The 26,456-nt window shown below is 70.3% G+C and carries 24 protein-coding genes and 2 pseudogenes; 15 read left to right on the top strand and 11 right to left on the bottom strand.

Going from position 1 to position 26,456, the window contains the following annotated elements; translation table 11 throughout:
• Nucleotides 1–31: 31 nt before the first annotated feature.
• The gene (locus PMI01_RS08965) at nt 32–376 is read right to left on the bottom strand and encodes a CC_3452 family protein (RefSeq protein ID WP_007667021.1); all 345 of its coding nucleotides are present in this window, start codon (nt 374–376) and stop codon (nt 32–34) included.
• 110 nt (nt 377–486) lie between these two features.
• Nucleotides 487–1,110, bottom strand: coding sequence for a glutathione S-transferase C-terminal domain-containing protein (locus PMI01_RS08960; RefSeq protein ID WP_007667019.1), 624 nt, complete (start codon nt 1,108–1,110; stop codon nt 487–489).
• A 175-nt stretch (nt 1,111–1,285) separates the two neighbouring features.
• Between PMI01_RS08960 and PMI01_RS08955 the strand changes: the two genes are divergently transcribed.
• Together PMI01_RS08955 and PMI01_RS08950 are read left to right on the top strand one after the other, a co-directional pair.
• Nucleotides 1,286–1,852: a TetR/AcrR family transcriptional regulator gene (locus tag PMI01_RS08955; protein WP_007667016.1), complete on the top strand. Its 567-nt coding sequence runs from the start codon at nt 1,286–1,288 to the stop codon at nt 1,850–1,852.
• A gap of 113 nt (nt 1,853–1,965) precedes the next feature.
• Nucleotides 1,966–2,409: a cupin domain-containing protein gene (locus tag PMI01_RS08950; protein WP_007667013.1), complete on the top strand. Its 444-nt coding sequence runs from the start codon at nt 1,966–1,968 to the stop codon at nt 2,407–2,409.
• 77 nt (nt 2,410–2,486) lie between these two features.
• Here the strand turns inward: PMI01_RS08950 and PMI01_RS08945 are convergent, their stop codons facing one another.
• Nucleotides 2,487–3,527 carry an NAD(P)-dependent alcohol dehydrogenase gene (locus PMI01_RS08945; RefSeq protein ID WP_007667010.1) on the bottom strand — a complete coding sequence of 347 codons (1,041 nt, stop codon included), beginning with the start codon at nt 3,525–3,527 and terminating at the stop codon, nt 2,487–2,489.
• Between the two features lie 328 nt (nt 3,528–3,855).
• Here PMI01_RS08945 and PMI01_RS08940 point away from each other — a divergent pair, with 328 nt between their 5' ends.
• The 6 genes from PMI01_RS08940 to PMI01_RS27810 all read left to right on the top strand — a co-directional run bounded on the left by PMI01_RS08940 (nt 3,856) and on the right by PMI01_RS27810 (nt 8,096).
• The gene (locus PMI01_RS08940; protein WP_007667009.1) at nt 3,856–4,716 is read left to right on the top strand and encodes a TIGR01459 family HAD-type hydrolase; all 861 of its coding nucleotides are present in this window, start codon (nt 3,856–3,858) and stop codon (nt 4,714–4,716) included.
• 54 nt (nt 4,717–4,770) lie between these two features.
• On the top strand, nt 4,771–5,193 hold the full coding sequence (locus tag PMI01_RS08935) for a MaoC family dehydratase (protein ID WP_007667008.1): 423 nt from the start codon (nt 4,771–4,773) through the stop codon (nt 5,191–5,193).
• 11 nt (nt 5,194–5,204) lie between these two features.
• Nucleotides 5,205–6,158 carry a bifunctional riboflavin kinase/FAD synthetase gene (locus PMI01_RS08930; protein ID WP_007667007.1) on the top strand — a complete coding sequence of 318 codons (954 nt, stop codon included), beginning with the start codon at nt 5,205–5,207 and terminating at the stop codon, nt 6,156–6,158.
• A 209-nt stretch (nt 6,159–6,367) separates the two neighbouring features.
• Nucleotides 6,368–6,568: a hypothetical protein gene (locus PMI01_RS08925; RefSeq protein ID WP_007667006.1), complete on the top strand. Its 201-nt coding sequence runs from the start codon at nt 6,368–6,370 to the stop codon at nt 6,566–6,568.
• An 87-nt stretch (nt 6,569–6,655) separates the two neighbouring features.
• Nucleotides 6,656–7,744, top strand: coding sequence for a S1C family serine protease (locus PMI01_RS08920; protein ID WP_007667005.1), 1,089 nt, complete (start codon nt 6,656–6,658; stop codon nt 7,742–7,744).
• A 208-nt stretch (nt 7,745–7,952) separates the two neighbouring features.
• A complete protein-coding gene (locus PMI01_RS27810) occupies nt 7,953–8,096 on the top strand; it encodes a hypothetical protein (protein ID WP_007667003.1) in 144 nt (47 codons plus the stop codon).
• Nucleotides 8,097–8,253: 157 nt separating this feature from the next.
• Here the strand turns inward: PMI01_RS27810 and PMI01_RS08910 are convergent, their stop codons facing one another.
• A complete protein-coding gene (locus PMI01_RS08910; protein ID WP_007667001.1) occupies nt 8,254–8,544 on the bottom strand; it encodes a GIY-YIG nuclease family protein in 291 nt (96 codons plus the stop codon).
• A gap of 57 nt (nt 8,545–8,601) precedes the next feature.
• A pseudogene (locus PMI01_RS27805) lies at nt 8,602–8,709 on the bottom strand (hypothetical protein); the annotation flags it as partial.
• Nucleotides 8,710–8,876: 167 nt separating this feature from the next.
• Between PMI01_RS27805 and ileS the strand changes: the two are divergent.
• The 3 genes from ileS (at nt 8,877) to PMI01_RS08895 (ending at nt 13,338) form a co-directional block, all read left to right on the top strand.
• Nucleotides 8,877–11,894 (top strand): isoleucine--tRNA ligase, encoded by a 3,018-nt coding sequence (gene ileS, locus PMI01_RS08905; protein ID WP_007666999.1) that lies wholly within the window; start codon nt 8,877–8,879, stop codon nt 11,892–11,894.
• A gap of 166 nt (nt 11,895–12,060) precedes the next feature.
• Entirely contained in the window at nt 12,061–12,576 is a 516-nt protein-coding gene (lspA, locus tag PMI01_RS08900) for a signal peptidase II (protein ID WP_007666997.1), read from the top strand.
• Nucleotides 12,577–12,771: 195 nt separating this feature from the next.
• Nucleotides 12,772–13,338: a DUF3035 domain-containing protein gene (locus PMI01_RS08895; protein ID WP_007666994.1), complete on the top strand. Its 567-nt coding sequence runs from the start codon at nt 12,772–12,774 to the stop codon at nt 13,336–13,338.
• 177 nt (nt 13,339–13,515) lie between these two features.
• On the opposite strand, the gene PMI01_RS08890 is transcribed toward PMI01_RS08895, so the two are convergent.
• Together PMI01_RS08890 and PMI01_RS08885 are read right to left on the bottom strand one after the other, a co-directional pair.
• Nucleotides 13,516–14,457 carry a TraB/GumN family protein gene (locus PMI01_RS08890; RefSeq protein WP_007666992.1) on the bottom strand — a complete coding sequence of 314 codons (942 nt, stop codon included), beginning with the start codon at nt 14,455–14,457 and terminating at the stop codon, nt 13,516–13,518.
• A gap of 165 nt (nt 14,458–14,622) precedes the next feature.
• On the bottom strand, nt 14,623–15,627 hold the full coding sequence (locus PMI01_RS08885) for a TraB/GumN family protein (protein ID WP_007666990.1): 1,005 nt from the start codon (nt 15,625–15,627) through the stop codon (nt 14,623–14,625).
• A 130-nt stretch (nt 15,628–15,757) separates the two neighbouring features.
• Between PMI01_RS08885 and mutL the strand changes: the two genes are divergently transcribed.
• Nucleotides 15,758–17,686 carry a DNA mismatch repair endonuclease MutL gene (mutL, locus tag PMI01_RS08880; protein ID WP_007666988.1) on the top strand — a complete coding sequence of 643 codons (1,929 nt, stop codon included), beginning with the start codon at nt 15,758–15,760 and terminating at the stop codon, nt 17,684–17,686.
• A 37-nt stretch (nt 17,687–17,723) separates the two neighbouring features.
• Here the strand turns inward: mutL and PMI01_RS08875 are convergent, their stop codons facing one another.
• Nucleotides 17,724–20,051 carry a beta-L-arabinofuranosidase domain-containing protein gene (locus PMI01_RS08875; RefSeq protein ID WP_007666985.1) on the bottom strand — a complete coding sequence of 776 codons (2,328 nt, stop codon included), beginning with the start codon at nt 20,049–20,051 and terminating at the stop codon, nt 17,724–17,726.
• Between the two features lie 294 nt (nt 20,052–20,345).
• Here PMI01_RS08875 and PMI01_RS08870 point away from each other — a divergent pair, with 294 nt between their 5' ends.
• Nucleotides 20,346–21,863, top strand: coding sequence for a serine hydrolase domain-containing protein (locus tag PMI01_RS08870; protein WP_007666982.1), 1,518 nt, complete (start codon nt 20,346–20,348; stop codon nt 21,861–21,863).
• A 34-nt stretch (nt 21,864–21,897) separates the two neighbouring features.
• Here PMI01_RS08870 and PMI01_RS08865 read toward each other — a convergent pair whose 3' ends face one another.
• On the bottom strand, nt 21,898–23,013 hold the full coding sequence (locus PMI01_RS08865; RefSeq protein ID WP_007666979.1) for an acyltransferase family protein: 1,116 nt from the start codon (nt 23,011–23,013) through the stop codon (nt 21,898–21,900).
• A 235-nt stretch (nt 23,014–23,248) separates the two neighbouring features.
• On the opposite strand from PMI01_RS08865, the gene ygiD reads away from it, so the two are divergent.
• Together ygiD and PMI01_RS08855 are read left to right on the top strand one after the other, a co-directional pair.
• Nucleotides 23,249–24,022, top strand: a complete 774-nt coding sequence (ygiD, locus tag PMI01_RS08860) for a 4,5-DOPA dioxygenase extradiol (RefSeq protein ID WP_007666967.1) — start codon at nt 23,249–23,251, stop codon at nt 24,020–24,022.
• An 87-nt stretch (nt 24,023–24,109) separates the two neighbouring features.
• The gene (locus PMI01_RS08855; protein ID WP_007666964.1) at nt 24,110–25,495 is read left to right on the top strand and encodes a S41 family peptidase; all 1,386 of its coding nucleotides are present in this window, start codon (nt 24,110–24,112) and stop codon (nt 25,493–25,495) included.
• Nucleotides 25,496–25,504: 9 nt separating this feature from the next.
• On the opposite strand, the gene PMI01_RS08850 is transcribed toward PMI01_RS08855, so the two are convergent.
• Together PMI01_RS08850 and PMI01_RS08845 are read right to left on the bottom strand one after the other, a co-directional pair.
• Complete coding sequence (locus PMI01_RS08850) at nt 25,505–25,951, bottom strand: DUF2147 domain-containing protein (protein ID WP_007666962.1); 447 nt, start codon at nt 25,949–25,951, stop codon at nt 25,505–25,507.
• A 160-nt stretch (nt 25,952–26,111) separates the two neighbouring features.
• Nucleotides 26,112–26,456: pseudogene (locus tag PMI01_RS08845) on the bottom strand (DJ-1/PfpI family protein); the annotation flags it as partial.

The following is a 26,456-nucleotide window of genomic DNA, read 5'->3' as shown; positions in this document are numbered from 1 at the left end:
TGAGTGTGTGTCCCCGGCCCGATCTCCGGCCTCAGCGCGCCGCCGCCAGCTCGTTTTCGGCCGGGGTCTTGGCGATCTGGGCGGGGTTGCAGGCCGCCAGGTCGGCGGCCTCCAGCGCCACGCCCCGATAGCTGAAGGCCGTGACCGGACCCAGCTCGCGCGCCAGGCGCTTGCAGCTGCGCAGTGGCGGCAGCGACTTGACCTGCGGCGAACGGCAGACGTCGGCCTTGCAGCGCCAGACCGCGCCGTCGAACACCACATGGTCGCGGGTGGTCGGCGCGCTGAGGGTCAGCCAGCCGCTCTGCGGCTTGGTTTCGGCCATGGCGGGGCCGCCCGTCGCGGCGAGGGCCGCGACGGCGATGATGAGACTACGCATGACTTAGCTCCTGGGGAGAGGATTGAGGGGTGGGAGGGAACACCCACTCACGGCCACGTCTCGCCAACCCGGCTCTGACCGTGGGGTGGGTGGGTGTCCCCGTACGCGAACTAGGCGGCGGCCTTGTAGAGCGTGAACTCCTCGCCCAAGGCCCGGGCGACGGAGGGACGGGCTTTCAGGCGATCGTGATAGGCGGCCAGGGCTGGGTAGGCCGCCAGGTCCAGCTTCACGGCTCCGGCCCAGGTCAGCATCACCAGCAGATAGGCGTCGGCGACGCTGAACCGGCCCTGCAGGAACTCGCGCCCGGTCAGATGGGCGTCGAGGTGGGCGAAGCGCTCGGCGGCCGCCTCGCGGGCGAAGGCCTTGGCGCCCTCGGGCGCCTTGGCGTTCAAAAGCGCGATGAACGCCCCGGTGTGCAGCTCCGAACCGATGAAGCTCAGCCAGCTCTGCACGCGGCGGCGCTCGATCCCGTCGGGGGCGATCAGGCCCGCGGCCGGGAAGCGGTCGGCGACATACTGCAGGATCACCGGGTTCTCGGTGATCAGCTCGCCGTCGTCGGTGCGCAGCACCGGCACCTGGCCCATCGGGTTGATGGTCAGGAATTCGGTCCCATCCTCCACCCGCTTGGGCGAGGCCTTGGTGTTGACCTTGTGGAAATTGGCGTCGGCCCCGGCTTCGTAGAGGGCGATGCGGGTGGCCATCGAACAGGCCAGTGGGGAGAAGTAAAGATCCATCGGAGCCTCCGTTTGCATTTTCATACCATTTCGCATAAAAATAGCGGACGCAAGGTTTTTATTCGAAATGGTACAAAAATCAAATCCGGCTGAACCGCGTCTCCCGCCTGAAGGCGAGGCCCCTCCGGAAGCCCGGCGCAGGGGCAGGCCCCGCCGCTACGATCCGGACGTCGCGGTGCGCCAGGCGACCGCGACCTTCTGGGACCAGGGCTATGCCGGGGCGTCGCTGGACGACCTGAGCGCGGCCACCGGCATGAACCGCCCCAGCCTGTACGGCGCGTTCGGCGACAAGCAGACCCTCTTCCGCATCGCCCTGGATCGCTACATGGACGAGTCGCGGGCGGCGATGATCCAGGCCTTCCGCGCCGGCGGCACGCTGCGCGAGGCGCTGGAGCGGGTCTATCACGCGGCGCTGGGCTTCTATCTTTCGGGCGACGTCGGCGGGCGCGGCTGCTTCCTGGTCAGCGCCGGCCTGGGCCAGGCGGTCGTCGATCCGGTGGTGCGCGAGACGGTCGCCAACGGCCTGCACGAACTGGATCGGGGCTTCGAGCGGCTGTTCGCCCGCGCCCACGCGGCCGGCGAGCTGGCGCCCGGCGCGGATCATGCCGCCCTGGCCCGGGTGGCCGGGGTGATGATCAACGCCCTGTCGGTGCGCGCCCGGGCCGGCGAGACCCGCGAGCAGCTGGAGGCGACGATCGCCGCCACCATCGACCTGATCTGCGGACCGCGCGTCGCGGAATGACGGAATCCAGGCGCGCCGACGCGGCGATCGCCCCCGGCGCCCGACCGCCGAGGTTGTAGGGGGTCGGGGCCCTGGGTGATAGGCTACCGCCTCCGCAAATCCGGAGAACCGCCATGTTGAAGACAACGGTAGCGTTCTGCATCGGCCTCGCGTTCGCCTCCGCCGCCCAGGCCCAGGTAAATTCGCAAGACCTGAAATGGGGCCCCGCCCCGGCCATGTTCCCGAAGGGCGCGACGATCGCGGTGCTGTCGGGCGACCCGGCCAAGGCGGGTCTGACGACGGTGCGGATAACCGTGCCGGCCGGCTACCAGGTCCCGGCCCATCATCATCCGACCACGGAATATGTGACGGTGCTCTCCGGCGACCTCCATCTGGGCATGGGCGACAAGCTGGACATGACCAAGGCCGCCGCCCTGGCCGCCGGCGGCTTCGCCGAGGCGCCGGCGGGCATGAACCACTACGCCTGGAGCCAGGACGGCGCGGTCCTGCAGATCCACGCCCAGGGGCCCCTGGATATCGTCTACGTCAATCCGATGGACGATCCCCGCAAGAAGTAACGCCGCCGCGGGACGGAACGGGGACACGCCCATGTGCGTGTCCCCAGCCGTGTTCTGCGGCCCTACAGCGTCGCCCCCTACAGCGTCGCCATGTCGATCACGAAGCGGTAGCGCACGTCGCTCTTGAGCATGCGGGCATAGGCGTCGTTGATCTGGTCGATGGCGATGGTCTCGATCTCGGCGACGATGCCGTGCTGGCCGCAGAAGTCGAGCATCTCCTGGGTCTCCTTGATCGAGCCGATCATCGAGCCGGCCAGGGTGCGGCGGGCCGGGATCAGGGCGAAGGCGTTGACGGGCGCCGGCTCCGCGGGCGCCCCGACCAGCACCATTGCGCCGTCCACCTTCAGCAGGTTCAGATAGGCGCTCCAGTCCAGCACGGCCGAGACCGTGCAGATCAGCAGGTCGAAGGTCCCCGCCAGGGTCTCGAAGGTCGCCGCGTCGCTGGTGGCGTAATAGTGGTCGGCCCCCAGCTTCAGCCCGTCCTCCTGCTTGGACAGCGACTGGCTCAGCACGGTGACCTCGGCCCCCATGGCGTGGCCCAGCTTGACGCCCATGTGGCCCAGCCCGCCCATGCCCAGGATCGCCACCTTCTTGCCGGGCCCGGCCTGCCAGTGGCGCAGCGGCGAATAGAGGGTGATGCCGGCGCACAGCAGCGGGGCGGCGGCGTCCAGCGGCAGGTTGTCGGGGATCGACAGGACGTAGCCTTCCTTGACCACCATGTGGTCGGAATAGCCGCCATAGGTCGGGGTGTCGCTGCCCGGCTGCAGGCCGCTATAGGTCAGGACCAGGCCGGGCTGGTACTGCTCCAGGTCCAGGTCGCGCTGGGCGCAGGTGGTGCAGCTGTCGACGAAGCAGCCGACGCCGACCCGGTCGCCTTCCTTGAAGCGCGTGACCCCGGAGCCCACGGCGGTGACGACGCCGGTGATCTCGTGGCCCGGCACGATCGGATAGAGGCTCTGGCCCCAGCCGTTGTCGACCATGTGGATGTCGGAATGGCAGACGCCGCAGTGCTTGATGGCGATGACGACGTCGTCGGCGTTGGGTTCGCGCCGCTCGAAGGTGAAGGGGGTCAGTTTCTCGGACGCGGCTTGAGCCGCGTAGCCCTTGGCGATGGCCATCGGATAGTCCTCGGATTTGGGGGAACGGCCTGGGGAGCGGCCGGACGGCCAAGACTTGCCACGCGCCGGGCGTCCGGCGTTAAACCGATCCTGCACGTCTGATGCACGATCCTGTCAGAGCCGCCGGACGCGGCGCGCAAAGCTGGGGACACACACTCACCCGACCGCGCCTCGCCATCTTGGCGACGACCGTGGGGTGAGTGTGTGTCCCCGTCCCTGCAGCGAACCTTATCGCGCTCGCAGCATTCCCCCGCTGGCCTCCGCGCCTTGGCGGCCCTACATGCGCTACCGTTGACGCACCCGTCTCCGCCCGGTACCGCCCGTCTCCATGACCGACCTGCCCGCTGGACTATCCGCCCTCGCCGACCGCTACGACGTGCTGCTGTGCGACGTGTGGGGCGTGATCCACAACGGCGTCGCCAGTTTCCCGGAGGCCTGCCAGGCCCTGGTCGAGTGGCGGGCCCATCATGGCCCGGTGATCCTGATCTCCAACTCGCCGCGTCCGTCGGCCGACGTGGTGGCCCAGTTGGACGCCCTGGGCGTGCCGCGCGCGGCGTGGAGCGCCTTCGTCACCTCGGGCGACGCCACCCGGACCCTGCTGGCCCAGCGCGCGCCGGGCCCGGTCTGGACCGTCGGCCCCGATCGCGACGCCGTGCTCTACGAAGGCCTCGGCCTGGCCTTTTCGGGGCCCGAGGACGCGGCCTTCATCTCGGTCTCGGGCCTCTTCAACGACGAGGCCGAGGGTCCCGAGGACTATCGCGAGCGCCTGACCACGGCGGCCGAGCGTGGCCTGGCCCTGATCTGCGCCAATCCCGACCGGGTGGTGCAGCGCGGCGACCGGCTGATCTATTGCGGCGGCGCGCTGGCCGACCTCTATGAAGGCCTGGGCGGGCAGGTGCTGATGGCCGGCAAGCCCTACGGCCCGATCTACGACCTGGCCCTGGCCGAGGCCGAAGCCCTGAAGGGCGGAGCGGTCGACCGCTCGCGGGTGCTGTGCATCGGCGACGGGGTGATCACCGACGTCAAGGGCGCCCAGGACCAGGGCCTGGCCTGCCTGTTCATCGCCAAGGGCATCCACGGCGAGGCGGCGCTGGGCCCCGACGGCAAGCTCGATCCGGCCAAGGTCGAGGGCCTGCTGGCCGCCGAAAGCGTCGGCGCGACCCACGCCATGGGCGATCTGGTCTGGTGAAGCCGCCGCTGATCGCTAGATTGGTTGCAACGCACAATAAGAAAAGGGCGTGGGATGCGGGGACTATTTCTTGAGGATCTGAGCGTCGGCCAGTCGGCCGAGCTGGTCCGCACCGTCGGCGAGGTCGACATCGTCGCCTTCGCCGCCGTGACCGGCGACAACAACCCCGTCCACCTGGACGCCGACTACGCCGCGACCACCAGCTTCGGCGAACGCATCGCCCACGGCATGTTGTCGGCCGGCTACATCTCGGCGGTGCTGGGAACCACCCTGCCCGGCCCCGGCGCGATCTACCTGTCCCAGACCCTGAAGTTCAAGCGCCCGGTCAGGATCGGCGACGCGGTCACCGCCCGCGCCACGGTCACCGAGATCGACGAGGCCAAGGCCCGCGTCACCTTCGCCACCGTCTGCCTGGTCAATGGCAAGCCCGTGGTCGACGGCGAGGCCGTGGTCATGGTCCCGCGCAAGAACGTCTAGAGAGAGCTCGCATGCGCCTGAAGATCGTCCACGGCTGGAAGGACCTGCCCGAAGAGCAGCGGGGCGCGGCCGTGGCCCTGGGCAATTTCGACGGCGTGCATCGCGGCCACCAGCAGGTGATCGCCCAGGCCGCCAAAGCCGCCCTGACGGCCAAGGTCCCGCTGGGGGTGGTCACTTTCGACCCGCACCCGCGGCGGCTGTTCCGGCCCAGCGAGCCGGCCTTCAAGCTGATGACCCACGACCAGCAGGCCCGCGCGCTCGAGGCCCTGGGCGTCGACATCCTCTACCTGCTGCCGTTCGACTTCGAGATGGCCAGCTTCGGCGATCGCGAGTTCGTGGAGAGGGTGCTGGTCGGCGGTCCGGGAGAGGGCCTGGGCGTGAAACACGTGGCGGTCGGCTTCGACATCTCGTTCGGACGCGGCCGCACGGGCAGCGCCGACCTGATGAAGACCTATGGCCAGCAGGACGGCTTCTCGGTCTCGGTGGCCGAGCCGGTGGCCAGCCGCGACGGCGAGAAGTTCTCGTCGACCGCGGTGCGCTGCGCCCTGCGCGACGGCCATCCCGAGCAGGCCGCCCGCATTCTGGGCCGTCCCTTCGCCATCGAGGGCGTGGTGCGCCGGGGCCAGCAGCTGGGCCGCCAGCTGGGCTTTCCCACCGCCAATGTCGAGGTCGAGGACTATGTGGTGCCGAAACTCGGCGTCTACGCCACCCGCACCCGCCTGCCCGACGGCCGCCTCGTGCCCGGCGTCGCCAACCTCGGCAACAACCCGACCACCGGCGTGGTCGAGACCCGGCTGGAGACCTGGCTGTTCGACTTCGACGAGGACCTCTACGGCCAGATCATCGAGACCCAGCTGATCACCTTCCTGCGGCCGGAGCTGAAGTTCGACAGCATCGAACTGCTGGTCGAGCAGGTGCTGCGCGACGAGGTGGCCGCCCGGGCGATCGTGGCGCCGGGGTTCTAGGGGGACGGCCGGAGGTCCTCCCCCTATGGGGGAGGCGATCGCGCAGCGATCGGTGGGGGGCGTTTTAGGGTCGACCGTCGCAGGTCTGGCCATCGGCCGATCGCTCCCCCCACCGTCGGCTTCGCCGACACCTCCCCCAAAGGGGGAGGACCTGCCCCCGCTCGATCAAGCGCATGGCGCGGGGCCCCGCCAGGGTTTATTCTCAGGGCATGGCGACCAACCTGACCAAGGCAGACCACCTCCTTCTGGATCGCTATCTGGATTGTGTGCTCCTGCGCCACGCGGAAGGCGTCTACAATCTCGAGATGGCCCGGGCTGAACTGGCCGAGGCGTTCACCCAGATCACCCGCGACGAGCCCGCGTTCCGCAACCACATGCAGGCCGTCCTGGACGCCCGCGACGACGCCTGAAGGCCCGGTCGCCCCCGGCCGCTCATCGACTCGCCAACCCGCGTTCTTCCCGTTAACCTTCGCCATACGCAGGCGGGGGCCGGGACGTTGAAAGCACGCAAGTACGAACGGTTCGCCCAGGCCCGGCGGCCCCGATCCACGCGTCTGCGCGAGATCCTGGCCTATCCCGACATCGACGCCGACGGGGCGACCTTCGTCCTCGACCCCGGCGAGCCGCCGCGGGCCGGCGGCGCGGCGTCCGACGACACCCTGCTCGACGCCTATTCCAACGCCGTGGTCCGCGCGGTCGAGGCGGTGGGCCCCAGCGTGGTGCGCATCCATCCGATGCTGGACGATCCCCGCATCCAGGGCGTCGGCTCGGGCTTCGCCATCGCGCCCGGCGGGCTGATCCTGACCAACAGCCACGTGGTGCAGGGGGCGGCGCGCTTCGTGGTGATCACCGCCGAGGGCCGCAGCCTGACGGCCCGCTGCGTCGGCGACGACCCCGACACCGACCTGGCCCTGCTGCGCCTCGACCAGAAGACCGACCTGCCGGTGGCGCGGCTGGGCGATTCCAAGGCCCTGCGGCGCGGCCAGCTGGTGATCGCCATCGGCGCGCCGCTGGGCTTCGAGGCCACGGTGACCACCGGCGTGGTCTCGGCCCTGGGCCGCTCGCTGCGCGGCGAGCGCGGCCGGCTGATCGAGGACCTGATCCAGACCGACGCCGCCCTCAACCCCGGCAACAGCGGCGGGCCGCTGGTCGCCTCGAACGGCGAGGTGGTCGGCATCGCGACGGCGGTGATCGCCGGCTACCAGGGCCTGTGCTTCGCCGTGGCCTCCAACACCGCCAGCTTCGTGATCGCCCAGCTGCTGCAGCACGGCCATGTGCGGCGCGGCTCGATCGGCCTGGTCGCCCAGCAGGCCCCGATCCCGCCGGGCCTGGCCAAGGCCACCGGCGTCACCCAGGGCTATGCGGTGTTCGTGGCCCAGGTCGACGCCGGCGGACCGGCGGCCAAGGCCGGGGTGCGCGAGGGCGACCTGCTGGTCAGCGCGGCCGGCGCGCCCCTGACCGGCCTGGACGACCTGCTGCGGGCCCTGGACCACCACAGCATCGACAAGCCCGCCGCCTTCGTCCTGATCCGCGAGGGCCGGCTGATGACGGTGACCATCACGCCCCGGACTCGAAAGCGGGGCTAGGCGGGCGGGAACCCACAAATCCGGGTAACGATGGTTTTTCACCATAGACGCGACCATTTGACGCGCCTACACTTTTTCCGTCAGCGTCGGGGAATGGGTCTTGCATCACGACTTCAGGGGGCATCGAATTTGGCGGCGGTCCCTGCGGGCCGTCAAGCGGCTTACGCCGCCCGGGTTGGCGCGCCAGTCCCGCGAAGGCCGTTTGCTGATGGTCGCCTGGACCCTGGCCGCCCTGCTCACCCTCGGCGTCGCCCTCGCCCAGAGCCTGCCGATGTTCCTGGCCTCGTTCGCGGCGGTGACCTTCGGCACCTGCACGGCGCTGTGGCTGATGAACGCCATGGCGCGGCGGTAGGGGCGCGGCTTCCAACTTCCACGCACAATTCGTTGTCATCCCGGAAGCCTCGCAGAGGCTGTCCGGGACCCAGGGGACTGGGCAGATGCGGTGCGGCCGCCCCTGGGTCCCGGACAAGCGCTGCGCGCTTTCCGGGATGACAACGGTGGGGGATGACCTAGCAGTTCCAGGTCTCATAGAGATCGCGCCAGTGCGGGTTCGTCTCCTCGATCAACCGCAGTTTCCACGCCCGACGCCACCGCTTGATGCGCTTCTCGCGGATGATCGCGTCGCTGATGTCCGGATAGTCCTCGTACCAGACCAAACGGATGACGCCGTACTTCGAGGTGAAACCCGGCGTCAGACCCTCCTTGTGCTCCCATACGCGCCGCGACAGGTCGCCCATCACACCGACATAGAGCGTGCCGTTGCGCTGGCTGGCGAGGATGTAGACGTAGTAGGTGCGCATGAAACTCAACCATCGCGCGTAAACCTCTAGTTGTCATCCCGGAAGCGCGCAGCGCTGTCCGGGACCCAGGGGCCGGCGCATTGCGGTTGCCGCTGGGTCCCGGCTCTCCGCTTCGCTGCGGCCGGGATGACAACCTTTGATGATGTGAGGAAGAAGGTAACGCACCTCGCCGTTTGCCCCTCCCCTCCGCCTCTGCTATCCCCCGCCCATGCCTTTCGTTCGGAAAACCCCGCGAATTAACCGCCCGGCGTGACGCCGCCGGACGACTGCTCCAGCGCGCGCCGGGACGACCACCCGCACTTTCCGAACACTCCAAGCTGGATAGCTCTCCCATGGCCGACGACGCCACGCCCGCTCGCGACTACCGCGAAACCGTCTTCCTCCCCGACACCTCGTTCCCGATGCGCGGCGGCCTGCCCAAGAAGGAGCCCGAGATCCTGGAGGGCTGGGCGGCCCTGTCGGACAAGGGCCTGTACGGCGCGGTCCGCGCCAAGCGCCAGGCCGACGGCGCCCCGCTGTTCGTGCTGCACGACGGCCCGCCCTACGCCAACGGCGCGATCCACATCGGCCACGCCCTGAACAAGACGCTGAAGGACTTCGTGGTCCGCTCGCGCTTCGCCCTCGGCTACGACGTCGACTACGTGCCCGGCTGGGACTGCCACGGCCTGCCGATCGAGTGGAAGATCGAGGAGGAGTTCCGCGCCAAGGGTCGTCGCAAGGACGAGGTGCCCGCCGCCGAGTTCCGCGAGCGCTGCCGCGAATATGCCGCCGGCTGGATCGAGGCCCAGAAGGTCGAGTTCCAGCGCCTGGGCGTGCTGGGCGACTGGTGGAACCGCTACGCCACCATGGACTATACGTCCGAGGCCACCATCGTCGCCGAGTTCCACAGGTTCGCCACCAGCGGCCAGCTCTATCGCGGCTCCAAGCCGGTGATGTGGAGCCCGGTCGAACGCACGGCCCTGGCCGACGCCGAGATCGAGTACCACGACCACACCAGCCCGACGGTGTGGGTGAAGTTCCCGGTCAAGGCCTATGACGAGGACCGCTACGCCCTGTCAGGCGCCGAGGCCGGCGACAACGTCTTCCGCCTGCCGCCCAACGACGCCAGCGTCGTGATCTGGACCACCACCCCGTGGACCCTGCCGGCAAACCGGGCGATCTCGTTCGGGCCCAAGGTCGAGTACGGCCTGTACGAGGTCGAGGAGATGGAGGCCGACCTGGCGTTCGCCCCGTGGGCCGCGCCGGGCGACCGGCTGATCGTCGCCGACAAGCTGGCTGACGATGTGGCCAAGGCCGCGAAGATCGCCAAATGGCGGCGCGCCGAGCCGGTCGATCCGACCGGCCTGGTCTGCGCCCACCCGCTGGCCCAGTTCGCGCCTGATCCGGTGGGCGGCTACGGCTACGACGTGCCGCTGCTGCCCGGCGAGCACGTCACCGACGACGCCGGCACCGGCTTCGTCCACACCGCCCCGGGCCACGGCGCCGACGACTACCTGGTCTGGCTGAAGAGCGGCCACAGCCTCGACTCGATCCCCGACACCGTCGATCCCGACGGCGCCTATTTCCCGAGCGTGCCGCTGTTCGCGGGCCTGAAGGTCATCGAGACCGAGGGCAAGAAGGCCGGCAAGTTCGGGCCGGCCAACGGCGCGGTGATGGACAAGCTGATCGAGGCCGGCGCCCTGCTGGCCCGCGGCCGGGTCGAGCACAGCTACCCGCACAGCTGGCGCTCCAAGGCCCAGGTGATCTTCCGCAACACCCCGCAGTGGTTCATCCGCATGGACCACGCCGTCGACCAGCTCGGCGGCAAGACCCTGCGCGAGACCGCCGTCCAGGCCATCGCCGACACCGCCTTCCACCCCGAGGCCGGCCGCAACCGCATCGGGGCGATGGTCGAGACCCGTCCCGACTGGCTGGTCAGCCGCCAGCGCGCCTGGGGCACGCCGCTGGCGATGTTCGTCGACAAGGAGACCGGCGTCCCGCTGATGGACCCGGACGTCAACGCCCGCATCCTGGCGATCATCCGCGAAGGCGGCAGCGACGCCTGGTTCGAGCGCCCGGACGCCGACTTCCTCGGCAACCACGACCCGGCCCGGTACGAGAAGGTCGTCGATATCCTCGACGTCTGGTTCGACAGCGGCTGCACCCACGCCTTCACGCTGGAAGGCCGCGACGACAGCCGCACGCCGGCCGACCTCTACCTCGAAGGTTCCGACCAGCACCGCGGCTGGTTCCAGTCCAGCTTGCTGGAAAGCTGCGGCACGCGCGGCCACGCGCCCTACAAGGCGGTTCTCACCCACGGGTTCACCCAGGACGAGAACGGCGAGAAGATGTCCAAGTCCAAGGGCAACACCGTCGAGCCGCAGACCATCACCAAGGAGAGCGGGGCCGAGATCCTGCGGCTGTGGGCGGCGATGGTCGACTATTCCGAGGACCAGCGGATCGGCAAGACCATCCTGGCCACCACCACCGACGCCTATCGCAAGCTGCGCAACACCACGCGCTACCTGCTGGGGGCCCTGGCCGGCTTCGACGAGGCCGAGCGGGTGACGGACTACGCCGACTTCCCGCCGCTGGAGAAGTACATCCTGCACCGCCTGTGGGAGCTGGACGGCCAGGTCCGCGCCGCCTACGAGGCCTTCCGGTTCAGCGACGTGATCCGGCCGCTGATCGACTTCTGCCAGGGCGACCTGTCCAGCCTGTTCTTCGACATCCGCAAGGACAGCCTCTATTGCGACGTCCCCACCGCCCTGCGCCGCCGGGCCTATCGCACGGTGCTGGACTACGTGTTCGAGCGCCTGACGGTGTGGCTGTCGCCCCTGACCAGCTTCACCATGGAAGAGGCGTGGACGACGCGGTTCCCCGACGCCGGTTCGAACGTGCTGCGGGTGATCCCGGAGACCCCGGCGGATTGGGAAAACCCGGCGGAGCAACTTCGATGGGATCGGGTTCAGGAAGTGCGTCGCGTCGTGAACGGCATTCTTGAGGAAGAGCGTCGCGACAAGAAAATCGGCTCGTCTCTCGAGGCCTCCATCGAAATCTTCATCGCCGACCCGGAGCTGTTTGAAGCGTTTTCGGGCGTCGAGGCCGCCGAGACGTTCATAACCAGCATTGCCGTCATAACCCCCGTGAAACACACTGATTTCAAGGCCGCGTTCCCCGAAGGCGCACGCACCCTACCCGACCAAAAACTCGTCGGCGTATTGGTGAAATTGGCGTCCGATGAAGGCGCCAAGTGCGCTCGCTCGTGGCGGATTCTGCCGGAGGTGGGCAGCGACCCCCGCTATCCGGAGCTGTCCTTGCGCGACGCCGAAGCGGTGGCGTGGTGGGATGAGCGGCAGACCACAGCCTGAAGCCGGGGGCTTGATAAACGCGCGTCATCCTCCGCTTTATGCGGGGGACCCAAGCCGAGCTGGCCAACGCCGCTTGGGTCCCCCGAACAAGTCGGGGGATGACGGGATTTTTGAGTGACGGGATTTTTGAGGTCGGTCGAACGCCGACCAGGTTTGAAGAGGCCTCGTGAAACAACAGACCATCACCCGCCTCGGCTGGGCCGCCTACGCCATCGCGATCGCCACCCTCGTGCTGGACCAGGTCAGCAAGGCCTGGATCCTGTCGACCCTGGGCGCCGACCCCGGCGCCAGCCAGCCGCTGCTGGGTCCGCTGCACCTGACCATGGTCCATAACCAGGGCATGAGCTTCGGCCTGTTCCGGGGCTCGGAGCTCAGCCGCTGGCTGCTGACGGCCTTCTCGGCCGCCGTCGTGGTCGGCCTGGCGATCTGGGCGCGCAAGACCACGCGCTGGCTGATGGCCGGCGGCCTGGGCCTGATCATCGGCGGGGCGTTCGGCAACAACCTGATCGACCGCATCCGCTATGGCTACGTGGTCGACTTCATCGACGTCACCCGCCTGCACTTCCCGTGGGTGTTCAACGTCGCCGATTCGGGGATCACCGTCGGGGTAGCGCTGCTGCTGCTCGACAGCTTCCTGTCGGAGGAAAAAACCATCGCCCATCCCGACGGGCATGGGCTGTAAGCGTCTTCGCGCGAAGTGGCCGCCGGTTCGCGTGAAGAAACCGCGCCGAAACCCGGGAAACGAGATCGCGACGGCGATCTCGCCGCCCTAACGTAGCCACGTTTCCAAGGAAGATTGGCGCCCGGCCCCGGATGTCGTATCGAGGGCGTCCGAAATTTGGCCTACCCGGGGGCGGGCCGCTGGAGCATGGGTTTCATGAGTTTCTATCGGGTCGCGACCCTGAGCGCATTGGTCGCCGTGGCCGCCACCGGCTTGGCCGGCTGTCAGACGGCCTCCAAGGCCCTGGGCATGAACAAGGTGGTCCCCGACGAGTTCCGCGTCGTCACCAAGGCCCCGCTGGTGGTGCCGCCCGACTACAGCCTGCGCCCGCCGGCCCCGGGTGAGCCGCGCCCGCAGGAACTGCAGCCGGAAAGCGCCGCGCGCCAGGCCCTGATCGGCCAGAGCAACGCCGCCAGCCGTTCGGACGGCGAGAAGCTGCTGGTCTCCAAGGCCGGCGTCGAGAAGGCCGACCCGCTGATCCGCTTCGTCGTCGACGACGAGAACGGCGACCTGGCCCACAAGGACGAGAGTTTCGCCAGCAAGGTGATGTTCTGGAAGAAGGGCGACAAGACCGCCGCCCCGACCGCCTCGGAAACCGGCGCCACCGACGCCGCCCCGGTCGACGCCGCCACCGAAGAGGCCCGCCTCAAGGCCCTGACCGGCAACGGCGCCATCGTCATCACCCGCGACAAGCAGGGCAAGATCAAGCTGCCGGGTCTGTAGGCTTCGGCGGTCTTCGAATTCTGGAAAGGCTCGGCGGCGAAAGCTTCCGGGCCTTTTTTTAAGTCCTCCCCCCGTGGGGGAGGTGTCGGCGAAGCCGACGGTGGGGGGGAGCGGTCCGACCGCTCAAAACTCCCCCCACCGATCGCTACGCGATCGCCTCCCCCACGGGGGGAGGACCTAGTCCCCCGGCGTCGACACCGTGAACCCTCGCGCCCGCATCTGGTCCAGCACCCCGTCCCGGGCCACCAGGCCCCGCACGCCATAGACCGCCACAGCGTGCCCCGGCGTCCGCATCGCCGCGCTCAGCGCCTCGACCTCGTCCTGGGTCCCGCGCCGCTCCAGCTCGGCCATGCCCGGCAGGCCCAGCAGGCAGCGCTGGAAGTTGCGCGGCCCGCTGATCGCGCCGCGCACGTCGCCCAGCGCCCAGGCCCGGGCGGCGGTCCGCGTCGCGCCGGCCCCGGCGTTGATCTCGTCCAGCACCCCCTCCAGGCACACCAGTCCCGCCTCCGCCGAGTGCCCGCGCACCGCCGTCTTGAGCACCGGCATCGCCTTGTAGGTCGCGGCCGGGCGGACCTTGACCCGATGCTTGCGGGCCAGCCGGGCGATGGCGCGTTCCGGCTCGGCCGGCTCCAGCCTGACCGCCTTGCGATAGTCGCCGGCCATCATCACCCCCGCGCCCAGCGGGCTCCACTGGCGATAGGCGTCGGGGGCCTTGCCCAGGGTGGCCCGGGCCCGCGCCAGCTTCGGCGCCAGGCTGGCGGCGGCGACGTCGAGCGGCGTGTCGGACTTCAGCCGGCCGCGCAGGGCCAGGGCGGCGGGGAGGTCGCGGAGCCCGGCCTTGCCCTCCGGCGGCAGGATCACCGCGAAGGCCCCGGTCAGCCGTCGCTCCAGCACCGACTTGTCCCAGCCCTGGCCCTCCGGCAGGGCCTGCAGCACGCCCAGCATGTAGATCGTGGTGTCGCCGTCGGAAATCCGCCACCAGGCCGGGCCCGGCAGCTTGGCGCTGACGACCAGCTCATCAACGACGTTGGCTTCGGGGTCGTCGATCACCTGGGCGCGGGCGGGAGCGGCCGTCGCGAGGGCCAGCAGGGCGAAACCCAGAAGCGCCGATCGCCACATGCCGAATCTCCAACCCCGCCTGTCATCCCGGACGCAGCGTAGCGGAGATCCGGGACCGACGCCTGAGCGCCGCGCTTGAGACGGGGACACACACTCACGGCGAGGTCCATATGAGCCTGGCGGAAGGCGGTTGGGTGAGTGTGTGTCCCCACCGCGTCTCCGGTGTCACTCCCCCGGCGTCGTCACCGTGAACCCCTTGGCCTTCAGCCGCGCCAGCACCCCGTCCTCGGCGAGCAGCGAGCGCAGTTCGATCACCGCCACCGACTTGCCGGGCGTCTTCAGCGCCGCTTCGATGGCTTTCACCGCGTCATCGCGGCCGTCCCGCAGCTCGCGGGCGATCGACGGGGTCGAGGCCAGACAGCGCTGGAAGCCGCGGTCGGCCGAGACCACCTCGCGCACCTGGCCCTTCGCCCAGCGCTCGGCCAGGGTCTTGATCCCGCCTTCGCCCAGATCGGCCTCGCGCAGGCCCGCGTCCAGGCACAGCGCCTGCAGCGGCTCGGGCGCCTCCGCCAGGGTCTTGACCGCCCCCACCAGGCTGTAGCCGCCCAGTTCCTGGATGCGCGGCCGCTTGCTCAGCGACTTGTCCTTGGCCAGGTCCTTGATCTTCTCGGTGACGCCGCCCAGGCTGATCGAGACATTGCCGTCCTGCGAATTGGCGATCAGGAAGCCGGCGAAGGCGGGCTTGATGTCATCCATGCTGTCGGGCCTCTGCTTCGAGGCCTCCAGCCGCGCCTCCAGCCGGGTGCGCAGGTCCGGCGGCAGGGTCTCGCGCATCGGCCGGTCCATGACGAAGATCTTGCGCCCGCCGATCGCCAGGCTGATCAGCCGAATGACGCTGACCTCGGCCTCCTGCCCCATGATCAGCACGTTGGAACCGTCGAGACGGCGGCGCAGCACGGTGTCGTCGAACTCCAACTTGCTGGGCGTCATGGCCGGCGCGCCCATCACATAGACCGTGGTGTCGGCGTCGCTGACCTTCCACCAGGCCGGGCCCGGCAGCGTGGCGTTGACCACCAGTTCCTCGACCAGGTTGGCCTCGGGATCGACGCGACGCAGGTCGATCGGTCCGGAGGCGTCGACGGCCTGCTGGGCCAGGGCGCCCGAAGCCTGCGCGGCGGCGGCCGTCACGGCCAGGGCGGCGCAGAGGGCGGCGAAGCGTCTGGTCGTCACTATGTACAATCCTCGAAGGCGGGCGGAATCGATCTAGGATGATCACCCCCTCGCATAGATCGGGCCAAGCTGGGCCGGTCAAATTACGAAGGCGCAATGCGGGCCCTTGCCCGCGTCCCGAGAGTTCCCGATGCCGATCCGCCGCCTGCCGCCCGAGACCGTCAACCGCATCGCCGCCGGCGAGGTGGTCGAACGGCCGGCCAGCGCCATCAAGGAGCTGGTCGACAACGCCATCGACGCCGGCGCCACCCGGATCGAGGTCGAGGCCCACGGCGGCGGCCTGACCCGGATCATGGTCGCCGACGACGGCTGCGGCCTCAGCGCCGAGGAACTGCCGGTGGCCATCGAGCGCCACGCGACCTCCAAGCTCTCCCCCGACGCCGAGGGCCTGTGGGACCTGCTGGCCATCCACACCATGGGCTTCCGGGGCGAGGCCCTGCCGTCGATCGGCTCGGTGGCGCGGCTGTCGATCAGCTCGCGGGCCAAGGGCCAGAGCGACGCCTGGTCGATCCTGGTCGAGGGCGGGGCGGTCGGCGACGTCGCCCCCGCCGCCTTCGCCGGCGATCACGGGGCGCGGATCGAGGTCCGCGACCTATTCTACGCCACCCCGGCCCGGCTGAAGTTCATGAAGTCCGAGCGCGCCGAGGCCCTGGCGATCACCGAGGAGCTCAAGCGCCAGGCCATGGCCAACGAGTCGGTGGGCTTCAGCCTGGATATCGACGGCCGCCGGATCATCCGCCTGCCGCCCGAGCATCCGGGGCCGCAGGGACGCCTGGCGCGGCTGTCGGCGGTGCTGGGCCGCGACTTCCAGGACAACGCCATCGAGATCGACCAGACCCGCGACGGCGTGCGCCTGACCGGTTTCGCCGGCCTGCCGACCTACAACCGCGGCAACGCCGCCCACCAGTACCTGTTCGTCAACGGCCGGCCCGTACGCGATCGCCTTTTGCAAGGCGCCCTGCGCGCCGCCTATGCCGACTTCCTGGCGAGGGATCGCCACCCGACGGCGGCGCTCTACATCTCGCTCGACACCTCGGAGGTCGACGTCAACGTCCACCCGGCCAAGGCCGAGGTGCGGTTCCGCGACCCGGCCCTGGTGCGCGGCCTGATCGTCGGGGCCCTGCGCCACGCCCTGGCCGGGGCCGGCCACCGCGCCTCGACCACCACGGCGGCCAGCGCGCTGGAGGGGTTCCGGGCGCAGAGCATGATCCCCGGCTACCAGCCCGGCCCGTCGCCCGCCGGCTTCTCGGCCTGGCAGGCCGGCGGCTGGACGCGGCCTTCGCCCCAGGTGCTGCCCGGGCTGTCGGACGTCTCGGCCCGGGTCGAGCCCGCCCCCGATGGCGGTTACGGCTATGGCGTGGCCGAGGCCGTGCGCGAGGCGGCCTATGGCGATTACGGCGCGCCACCCGCCATTGCCTATCCCCGGGGGACCTATCCCGGGATGAGCGAAGGCCCCGCCCCGGTGTTCGACCCCGTCGACTTCCCGCTCGGCGCGGCCCGGGCCCAGGTGCACGAGACCTATATCGTCGCCCAGACCCGCGACGGGGTGGTCATCGTCGACCAGCACGCCGCCCACGAGCGCCTGGTCTACGAGCGGATGAAGACCGAGATGGCGGCCGGCGGCGTCGCCCGCCAGGCCCTGCTGCTGCCCGAGGTGGTCGAGCTGGACCCCGCCGAGGCCGAGCGCGTGGTGGCCCGAGCCGACGAGCTGGCGGCCCTGGGCCTGGTGGTCGAGAGCTTCGGCCCCGGCGCCGTGCTGGTGCGCGAGACCCCGGCCCTGCTGGGCAAGGCCGACGCCGCCGGCTTGGTCCGCGACATCGCCGACGACCTGGCCGAGAACGGCGCGGCCCTGGCCCTCAAGGAGCGCCTGGAGGAGGTCTGCTCGACCATGGCCTGCCACGGCAGCGTCCGCGCCGGGCGGCGGCTGAACGGCGCCGAGATGAACGCCCTGCTCCGCGAGATGGAGGCCACGCCGCATTCCGGCCAGTGCAACCACGGGCGGCCGACCTATGTGGAGCTGAAGCTGGCGGATATCGAGAAGCTGTTCGGGAGACGGTAGGGCGCGCGATGACCTGGCCGGTCCCCGCCCGCGCCGTCTAGCCCGCCATCACCCGCGCCTCGTAGATCATCACCGCCTTCTCCCCCGCCTCCAGCCGCACCCGCGCGGGGCCGGCGCCCGGTGGCAGCGGCAGGTCCACGGCGAAGAAGCCGTCGCGCGTCTCCGTCGGGGTCTCGAAGACGCCGGCCGGAGCGCCGTCGACCAGGACCTTGGCCGCCTGGCCCGCGTCCTGTCCCCAATGGATCAGTTGCAGGCCCAGGGGCCCGGGACGGCGGGCCAGGGTCATTTCCAGCCAGCCGCCGGGACCGAGCTTGCGACCGCTGCGGCCATTCAGCTGGATGATCTCGCTGTTCCCCGCCGTCACCTTGTGGTCGACCTCGGGCTGCTGCTCGCCGAGATAGACCGTGTCGACCGTGCGGGCGACGGCGTCGATGCGGGCGCGCTCGGCCGCCAGGAAGCCCTGCCCCTCGGACGCCCAGCGGGCCCTGGTGAAGACGGGGGCGTAGACGGCCGTGCGACGATCGTACTGGGCGAAGAACGGGCTGAAGGTCGCCGTCCCGCCCGCGGCCAGGTCGGCGGCGTAGACATGTGGCGCGGAGCTGGCCTTGCGCAGCAGGGTCGCCGGCGGGCCGTCGCCCAGCAGGGCCGGGGCGGCCCGCTCGAAGGGGCGCTCGGCCGGACCGAGATCGGCGGCCAGCACCAGCGGACCGCTGACGAAGGCGACCAGATTGGGATCGTCCGGCGTCGGCTCGGCCCGTAAGTGCATCGGCAAGACAAGCTCGATGCGGTCGCCCGCCTTCCAGCGGCGCTTGAGACGGGCGTAGCCGTCGCGCCCCGGCCGCCCGATCGCCGCGCCGTTGACCTTGACCAACGGAGCCGCGCACCAGGCCGGCAGCCGCAGGGCGATCTCGCGCTCAGCCGACGGGGCCCGGACGACGCTCAGCCGCACCAGGCCCTCCGCCGGATACCGGGTGTCGAGGTCGATGGCGAAATCGCCGTCCGGCAGGTCCAGGCGCGAGGGGAGGAAGAGGTTGAGATAGAGGGTGTCGCCGCCCCGCCACCAGATGGAATCGGCGTGCTTGGCGTGGCTCTCCATGCCCGACCCCACACAGCACCAGAAGCTGTCCTCGGGTGTGGAGTAGCTGCGCCGCCCGCCGGCGGCCATCGGCATGAAATAGACGAACATGCCATCGCTCGGCCGCTGGTGGGCCATGATGTGGTTCAGCTGGGCGCGCTCGTAATAGTCGAACAGCGCCCCGTTCGGCGCCCAGCTCCACAGGCGGCGGGTGAGCTTCAGCATATTGTAGGTGTTGCAGGCCTCGCAGGTGGTCTCGGCCATGTGGCGGGCGATTTCGTTCGGCTTGCCGAAATGCTCGCGGTCGGAATTGCCGCCAATGACGTAGCTGTGGTTTTCGGTGACGACCTGGTGGAAGAACCGCGCCGCCCGGGCCTCGGCCGGATCGCCGCCCACCTCGTACAGGCGCGCCAGGCCGATGACCTTGGGGATCTGGGTGTTGGCGTGCAGGCCGGCCAGTTCGTCGCGGCCCTCGGCGATGGGGTCGAGCACGGCCTTGTGGCGCAGGCGGCGGGCCACCTTCAGCCAGCGCTCGTCGCCGGTCAGGGCGTAGGTCTCGGCATAGGCCTCGTTGATCCCGCCATGCTCGGTGATCAGGATCTGTTGCACCTGCGCGTCGCTCAGGCCTTCGACGATGGTCGCGAAATAGCCGGCCAGGCCCACGGCCACGGCCAGCGCCCTGGGCGTACCGGCCAGGCGGTGGGCGTCAAGCAGCCCGGCGTGCACCTTGTGCCAAGTGTAGATCGGCACCCAGCCATCGTTGAGGCTGAAGCGCGACGCGCGGATGTCGCCCCGGCGCAATTCCTCGAACACCTGCTTGCCGCCGGCCGCGTCGGACTGGCCCCAGCGGGTGGTCCCGCCGACATAGCCGTCGCCGTGGGCGGCCTGGACGCGGGCCAGTTCGGCGACGATGTAGGTCAGGCGATCGCTCAGCACAGGGTCGCCCGTGCCGGCCACCTGCAGGGCGCAGGCGGTCAGGTAGTGGCCCAGGGTGTGGCCAGCGATGCTCTGGGCCTCCCAGCCGCCATAGACCGGCGCCTTGACCGACAGGCCGGCGCCTTGATGGAAGTTGTGCAGCAGTCGGTCGGCCGACAGTGAGACCAGATAGGCGCGATTGGCGGCCTGAGCTTGCTGGAAGATCGAGGGCTTCAGCGCGACATGGCGGGCCGGCACGGGTTCGGCCACCACGCGACCGGCCGGCGCGGCCAAACCCGGCGAGGCCGCGCCGACAAAGGCCATGGCGCTGGAGGCCAGCAGAAAGGCGCGTCGGCTTGGCCGATCATAGTCCATGGCGCTCACTTCCGTCCGGTATTTTGTCTGACTATTTCCCGCAAGAAAGCACGGCGCGCCTTGTGGACTCAAGAGCGGTTTCTCAGACCTCGCCGTGCCGCCTGCGTCCTACGGCCTGCCAATTCTCGATAATTGTTTGACAAAATACGGGGCGGGATCCGGCTCCCGGAGGCTTCAAAGAGGACCGCGCCCCCGCCAGCCGACCGGTTCATGGATCTTTTGTAAGATTATAGGCTTTGTGCGCTCGCCCGCGCCCGATCACTCTCGCGCCCACAGCAGATTGGGGGAGCCGCGATGAGACGGGTTTCGAGCGCGATCATCGGCGGCGGCCTCGCCCTTCTGGCGGCCTGCGCGAACGCCTCGCCCTCGGTCGGCCGCGATCCGCTCGCCGCCCTCGACCACGGCCTGCGTCCCAGCGTGATCGCGCCGGGCGCGGCGGAGCCCGGCTGGTCGCTGGCCGAGCGCATGCGCCACTACAAGGTGCCAGGGGTGGCGATCGCGGTGCTGAAGGACGGCGAGGTCGTGCAAGCGGTCGGCTACGGCGTGCGCCAGGCCGGCGCGCTGGACAGGGTCGACGGCGACACGCTGTTCTCGGTGGGCTCGATCAGCAAGGTGGTGACGGCGACGACGACCTTGCGGCTGGTCGCGCAGGGCCAGTTGGACCTGGACCGCGACGTCGACGACTACCTCAAACGCTGGAAGTTGCCGGCCTCCGCCGAGGCGCCGCGGCCGCCAGTCAGCCTGCGCATGCTGATGTCGCACACCTCCGGTTTGGGCGTGCACGGCTTCGCCGACTACCAGCCCGGCGAACCGCTGCCGACCGTGGTGCAGGTGCTGAACGGCCAGAAGCCCGCCAAGGGCGAGGCGGTGCGATTCAAGACCGCGCCGGGGCGGGTCCAGGACTATTCGGGCGGCGGCGTCACGGTGGAGCAGGTGGCGATCGAGGACGCGACCGGCCAGCCGCTGGGCGCGCTGGCCCAGGCCCAGGTGTTCGCGCCGCTGGGCATGAGCCGCAGCACCTTCGAAAGCCCGTTGTCGGCGGCGCGCGGCAACATCGCCAAGGCGCACGACGGCGCCGGCGCGCCGACGGCCCTGCCGCGCGGCTGGGAGAGCTTCGGCGAGACCGGCGCGTCCGGGCTGTGGACCAGCGCACGGGACCTGGGGCAACTGGTCGGTGGCCTGATCACGAGCTACCAGGGCCGCGGCGACTTCCTGCCGCAACCCCTGGCGACGGCGATGATGACCGAGGTGTCGCCGAGCTCGTTCGGGCTGGGGCCGAAGCTGGGCGGCGCCGGCCCGGGCCGGCATTTCTTCCACCTGGGGGCCAACGACAGCTACCGGGCCTTCATGGAGGGCTATCCGGAGACCGGCGACGGCTTCGTGATCCTGACCAACGGCGCCAACGGCGACGCCCTGGCCGCCGAGATCCGCAACGCGCTGGCCGACGCGATCGGCCTGGGCGCCCATGCCCCGGTGCGGGCCGTGGCCCTGCGCGCGCCGCCGTCGCCGTCGCCGGACTATGCCGGCCGCTACCGGATCGACCCCGCCGTGCCGATGGACCTGCGCCGGGCGGCGGCCGACAGCTTCGAGTACGAAACCCTCCAGGTGCGGGTCGCCGGCGACGCGATCGAGATCGTCCTGCCGGGCCAGGACAGGCCGTCGCCCTTGCTGCCGCTGGGGCCGGCCCAGTTCGTCCAGGCCGGCCTCTACACCAACGTCTTCGCGTTCCACCGCGACGCCTGGGGCAAGGTGCGCGGCGTGACGGTGTCGATCCCCGAGGCGGATTCGATGGCCTACTACGCGCGGGATTGACCGGTAGGCGCCCGACGGCTGGAGCCGCGCGCGCCTAGCGCCGTCCCCGCAGCCACGGCGCCAGCCGATCCTGCAGCGGCTGGTCGACATAGGTGTGGAACAGCCAGGCCGCGCCCATGGCGATCGGGAACGAGGCCAGCCACATCAGCCATTGCCAGCCAATGCCGATCGGCACCGTCTCGATCAGCTTGTGGACCGCGCTCCAGTAGATCACCCCCACCAGGATGTGGGTGATGAACAGGGCGAAGGACAGCTTGGCGCCTTCCTCGATCCAGGCCCGGGGATGCTTGACCGGCAGCCGGCCGGCCCCCAGCACGATGGCGGCGATGGCGATCAGGCAGGGAATGTCGAAGATCAGCTCGTCGGGCAGGGCGTAGCGGTCCAGCGGCTGCATGACGGCCAGCAGCCCGCAGCCGGCGACCAGCAGGGCGCGCGCCGCCTTCTCCGACGGCCAGTTCATCTCCACGGCCCGGGCCAGGCAGACGCCGAGGATGAACAGCGGCAGGGCCCGCACCACCCCGAATCGGAACTGCAAGTCCGACAGGGCGTGGTCGAAGACCAGGCGCGCCAGCACCTCGCAGGCAACGAAGGCCAGGGCCCCGATCAGCGGCAGGATCCACGGGTGGCGGACCTTGTCGGCGGCCCGCCACAGCCACGGGAACACCGCGTAGCAGACGACCAGGGCCGACAGTGACCAGCTGGGCAGGTTCCAGCCGTCGCTGTTGAATCCCCAGGCGTGGACCAGCAGGGCCTGGACCGGCAGCTGGTCCCAGGCGAAGCGCGAGGGCTTGTGGGCGTCGGTGCCCAGGGCGTTGAGGGCCAGCACCAGCCCGGCCATCATCACCAGCACGATCAGGTGCCCCGGCCACACCCGTCCGACCCGTCGCACCCAGAAACGGCCATGGCTGATCCGGCCCGTCAGGGTCGAGGCGCCATAGGCCCGGCCCAGCACGTAGCCCGACAGCATCAGGAAAAAGTCGGTGGCCAGGAAGCCGCGCGAGAACACCTGGCCGAAGCGCTCGATGCGCATCGGCCCCTCGGCCCCGTAGTGGTAGACGACGATCAGCAGCGAGGCGAGCAGCCGCAGCAAGTCCAGCGCCCCGCCGCGGGTGGAGGCCCGCGCCGGGCGCGCCGCCACCGGCGAGGCCACCGCGGGCGTCGCCTCGCTGGATGCCTCGGAGGGCGTAACGGGAGGAAGGACGGGTACGTTCACAACGCCCGCCTTAACAAAGCCGGACGCGCCGGGAAAGCACGCGTCGCGACGCGGGGCGCGACACCGCGACGCGGCGCCCCGGCTGTGACCAAATGGTCGCCCCCGGCGTTGTTGAACACACGGCGGAAGTTCCTATCTGTAACTCAATCAGTATCTAATTGGATCGCCACGGATGACCGCCCGCCTCCCCGTCCTGTTCCTCGGCCACGGTTCCCCGATGAACGCCATCGACGACAACGCCTGGAGCCAGGCCTGGGCCCGGCTGGGCGCCGAGCTGCCGCGTCCCAAGGCGGTGCTGATGATCAGCGCCCACTGGGAGACGATGGGGGCCAGCGCGGTCAGCGCCGCCGAGCATCCCGAGACCATCCACGACTTCGGCGGCTTCCCCCAGGCGCTGTTCGACGTGCGCTACGACGCGCCGGGCGACCCGGCCCTGGCCCTGCGGGTCGCCGAACTGCTGGCCCCCGACCGTGTGGTCCAGCACCCGACGCGCGGCCTGGACCACGGGGCCTGGGGCGTGCTGCGGCCGATGTATCCGCACGCCGACGTGCCGGTGGTGCAACTGAGCCTGGATCGCGGCCGCCCTGACCAATGGCACTACGACGCCGGCGCGCGCCTGGCCGCCCTGCGCGACGAGGGCGTGCTGATCGTCGGCAGCGGCGACATCGTCCACAACCTGCGGGCCGTGAACTTCCGCACCGGCGAGATCCCCGACTGGGCGCCGCGCTTCAACGACAAGGCCAAGGCCCTGATCGCGGCCGGCGACCATGGCCCGCTGATCGACTGGCGCAGCCTGGGCCCCGACGCCGAGGCCGCGATCAACAGCGCCGAGCACTACCTGCCGCTGCTCTACGTGCTGGGCGCCCAGCAGCCGGCCGAGCCGGTGTCGTTCTTCACCGACGACCTGTTCGCGGCGATCTCGATGACCAGCGTGCGGATCGGATAGGCATTCCGGCCTCAAACGCCACGCTGACGCTTGCATCGGCCGCCCGACACCGCCGATGGTCCCGGTGTTGAACGCAGGAAAGTCGTCATGATGCGCCGCAGCGCCCTCGTCGCCGCCATGATCGCCCTGGCGGGAACGGCGAGCGCCCAGACCCTGGACGCCCGGACCCCGAACGCCAATACCCAAGGCGTATGGCGCTCGCGCGGCTACGGCTACATCGTCAGGATCGACGCCGCCGGCCCCAAGCTGTTCCACGCCGTCGACGGCGCCTGCTACGCCGACCCGCGTCCGCAGGCCGATCCCGACGGCCTCCTGGCCGTGCGCCGGGCGGTCAGCCCGAGCACCATCGCCTTCTCGTCGGGCCCGGCCGACACCGCCTACCTGTTCGACCGCCTGCCCGCCCTGCCCAAGGCCTGCCTGGCCAAGACCGACTGGACGCCCCGCCGCGTCGCCGCCGTGACCGCCGACACCTTCGCGGCCTTCTACCCTTCCTCGCGCGAGCGCCACATCGACTGGCCGGCCCGGGCCCGCATCGCCGACAAGGCCGCGGGCAAGGCGACCAGCGACGCGGCCCTGTTCGACGTGCTCGACGGGCTGATGGCGGGGCTGAACGACCCGCATGTCGGCCTGCAGGCCACGCTGGGCGGAGGCGAACGCGAGCTCGAGAGCGGCCAGGCCGCCACCCTGATCCGGGTGCGCTCGGAATCCAAGGAGGCCGACCCCGCCGCCTCGGAGAAGGCCTGGCTGCAGGCCTACAAGCGCGGCGTGATGGACGGCGTGCTGAAGGGGCGCGGCCACCAGACGGCCAACAACCGGGTGATCTGGGGCCGGGTGGGCGAGATCGGCTACCTGAACGTCGTCACCATGGGCGGCTTCGACAAGGACGCCGCCCCCGGCGACCCCGCGGCCCTGGACAAGGCCCTGGACGAGGCCATGGCGGCCTTCGCGGGCGCCAAGGCGGTGATCGTCGATGTCAGCAACAATCGCGGCGGCTACGACGACATCAGCCTGCGCATCGCCGGCCGTTTCGCCGATCGCTCGCGCCTGGCCTGGACCAAGGTCGCGGTCGGCGCGCGCGGCGTGGTTCCCCAGGCCTTCCATGTCGAGCCGACGCGCGGCCGCCGCTACCTGGGACCGGTGTACCTGGTGACCAGCGACGTCACGGTCAGCGCCGGCGAGACCTTCACCCTGGCCATGCGCGCCCTGCCCAACGTGGTGCAGGTGGGCGAGCGCACGCGCGGCGCCCTGTCGGACAAGCTGAACAAGCCCCTGCCCAACGGCTGGATGCTGACCCTGCCGGGCGAGATCTATCGCGATCCGCGGGGCATGCGCTTCGAGGCGGTCGGCATCGCACCGGACGTCCCGCGCGCGGTGTTCGCCGGCGACCTGGCCGAGGGCCATGCCCGGATGATCCGCGCCCTGATGGACCAGATCGAGCAGGGCGGCGCGCCGTCACCGGTCGCGCGGAGCTGAGGGCGCGTCCTAGGACGCCGCGTTGGCGGTGACGCTGTCGACCCGCCGCCAGGTCTGCGACTTGCACAGGAACGCGCCGACCAGGCAGCCCTTGGCCTTCATGGTGGTGGCGTCGGGGAAATCGGCCGTGCCGCTCAGGGTCATGTTGAGGTCCGGCACGAACACCTTGCCCCGCCAGCTGCCGTTCTTCTGCAGCTGGAAGTCGCGCAGCAGCTGCAGGCCGATCAGGTTCGGCGTGCCGCCCTTCCTGGCGTCGGCCTGCGCCTCGGCGGTGGCCCAGACGACGTTGCCGCAGGCGCGGCCACCGCCGCAGGGCTTGATCTCGACATGCACGCTGTTCTTGGGATTGCGCCAGACGCCATAGGTGAACGGGACGTCCTGGGCCGCGGCCGGCAAGGCCGTCGCCAGGCCGGTCAGGGCCGCCAGAAGGGCAAGGGCGGATTTAACTGAACGCATGAGCGCCTCCGAACACCCCCATGTTGTGGTGCAGGTCAGCGCCCGGATCAAGGCGGGCGGGGCGATTTGGCGCGGGACGCCGGTCAACCAGGCTGGAGCAGATCCCAAAATTCCGCTCATCCCGGCGAATGCCGGGGATGAGCGGAAGTGAGGCGATGCCTTACGCCCCCGCCAACACCCGCTCCCCCGCCGCCCGGGCCGCGGCCCAGCGCGTGTCCATGCCCCGGCCGTAGATCGCCTGGACCCGCTCCAGAACGGCCGGCGGCGCGGTCTCGGGGCGGCCGGCGTCGAACGGCGGGGCGGGGGCGTATTCGACGGCCAGCTGGATGGCCTGGGCGACGTCGGGACCGGCGATCTCGGCGGCGATGGTCAGGGCGAAATCGATGCCCGCCGTCACCCCGCCGCCGGTGAACACATTGCCGTCGCGCGCCACCCGGGCCGGGTCGGGCATGGCCCCGAACAGCGCCAGCTGGTCGCGCCAGGCCCAGTGGCAGGCCGCCCGCCT

It is taken from the genome of Caulobacter sp. AP07 (assembly GCF_000281955.1).
GTDB lineage: Bacteria > Pseudomonadota > Alphaproteobacteria > Caulobacterales > Caulobacteraceae > Caulobacter.
Note: the sequence above shows the minus strand (reverse complement) of the source record. Positions and strands in the feature narration are given on the sequence as shown.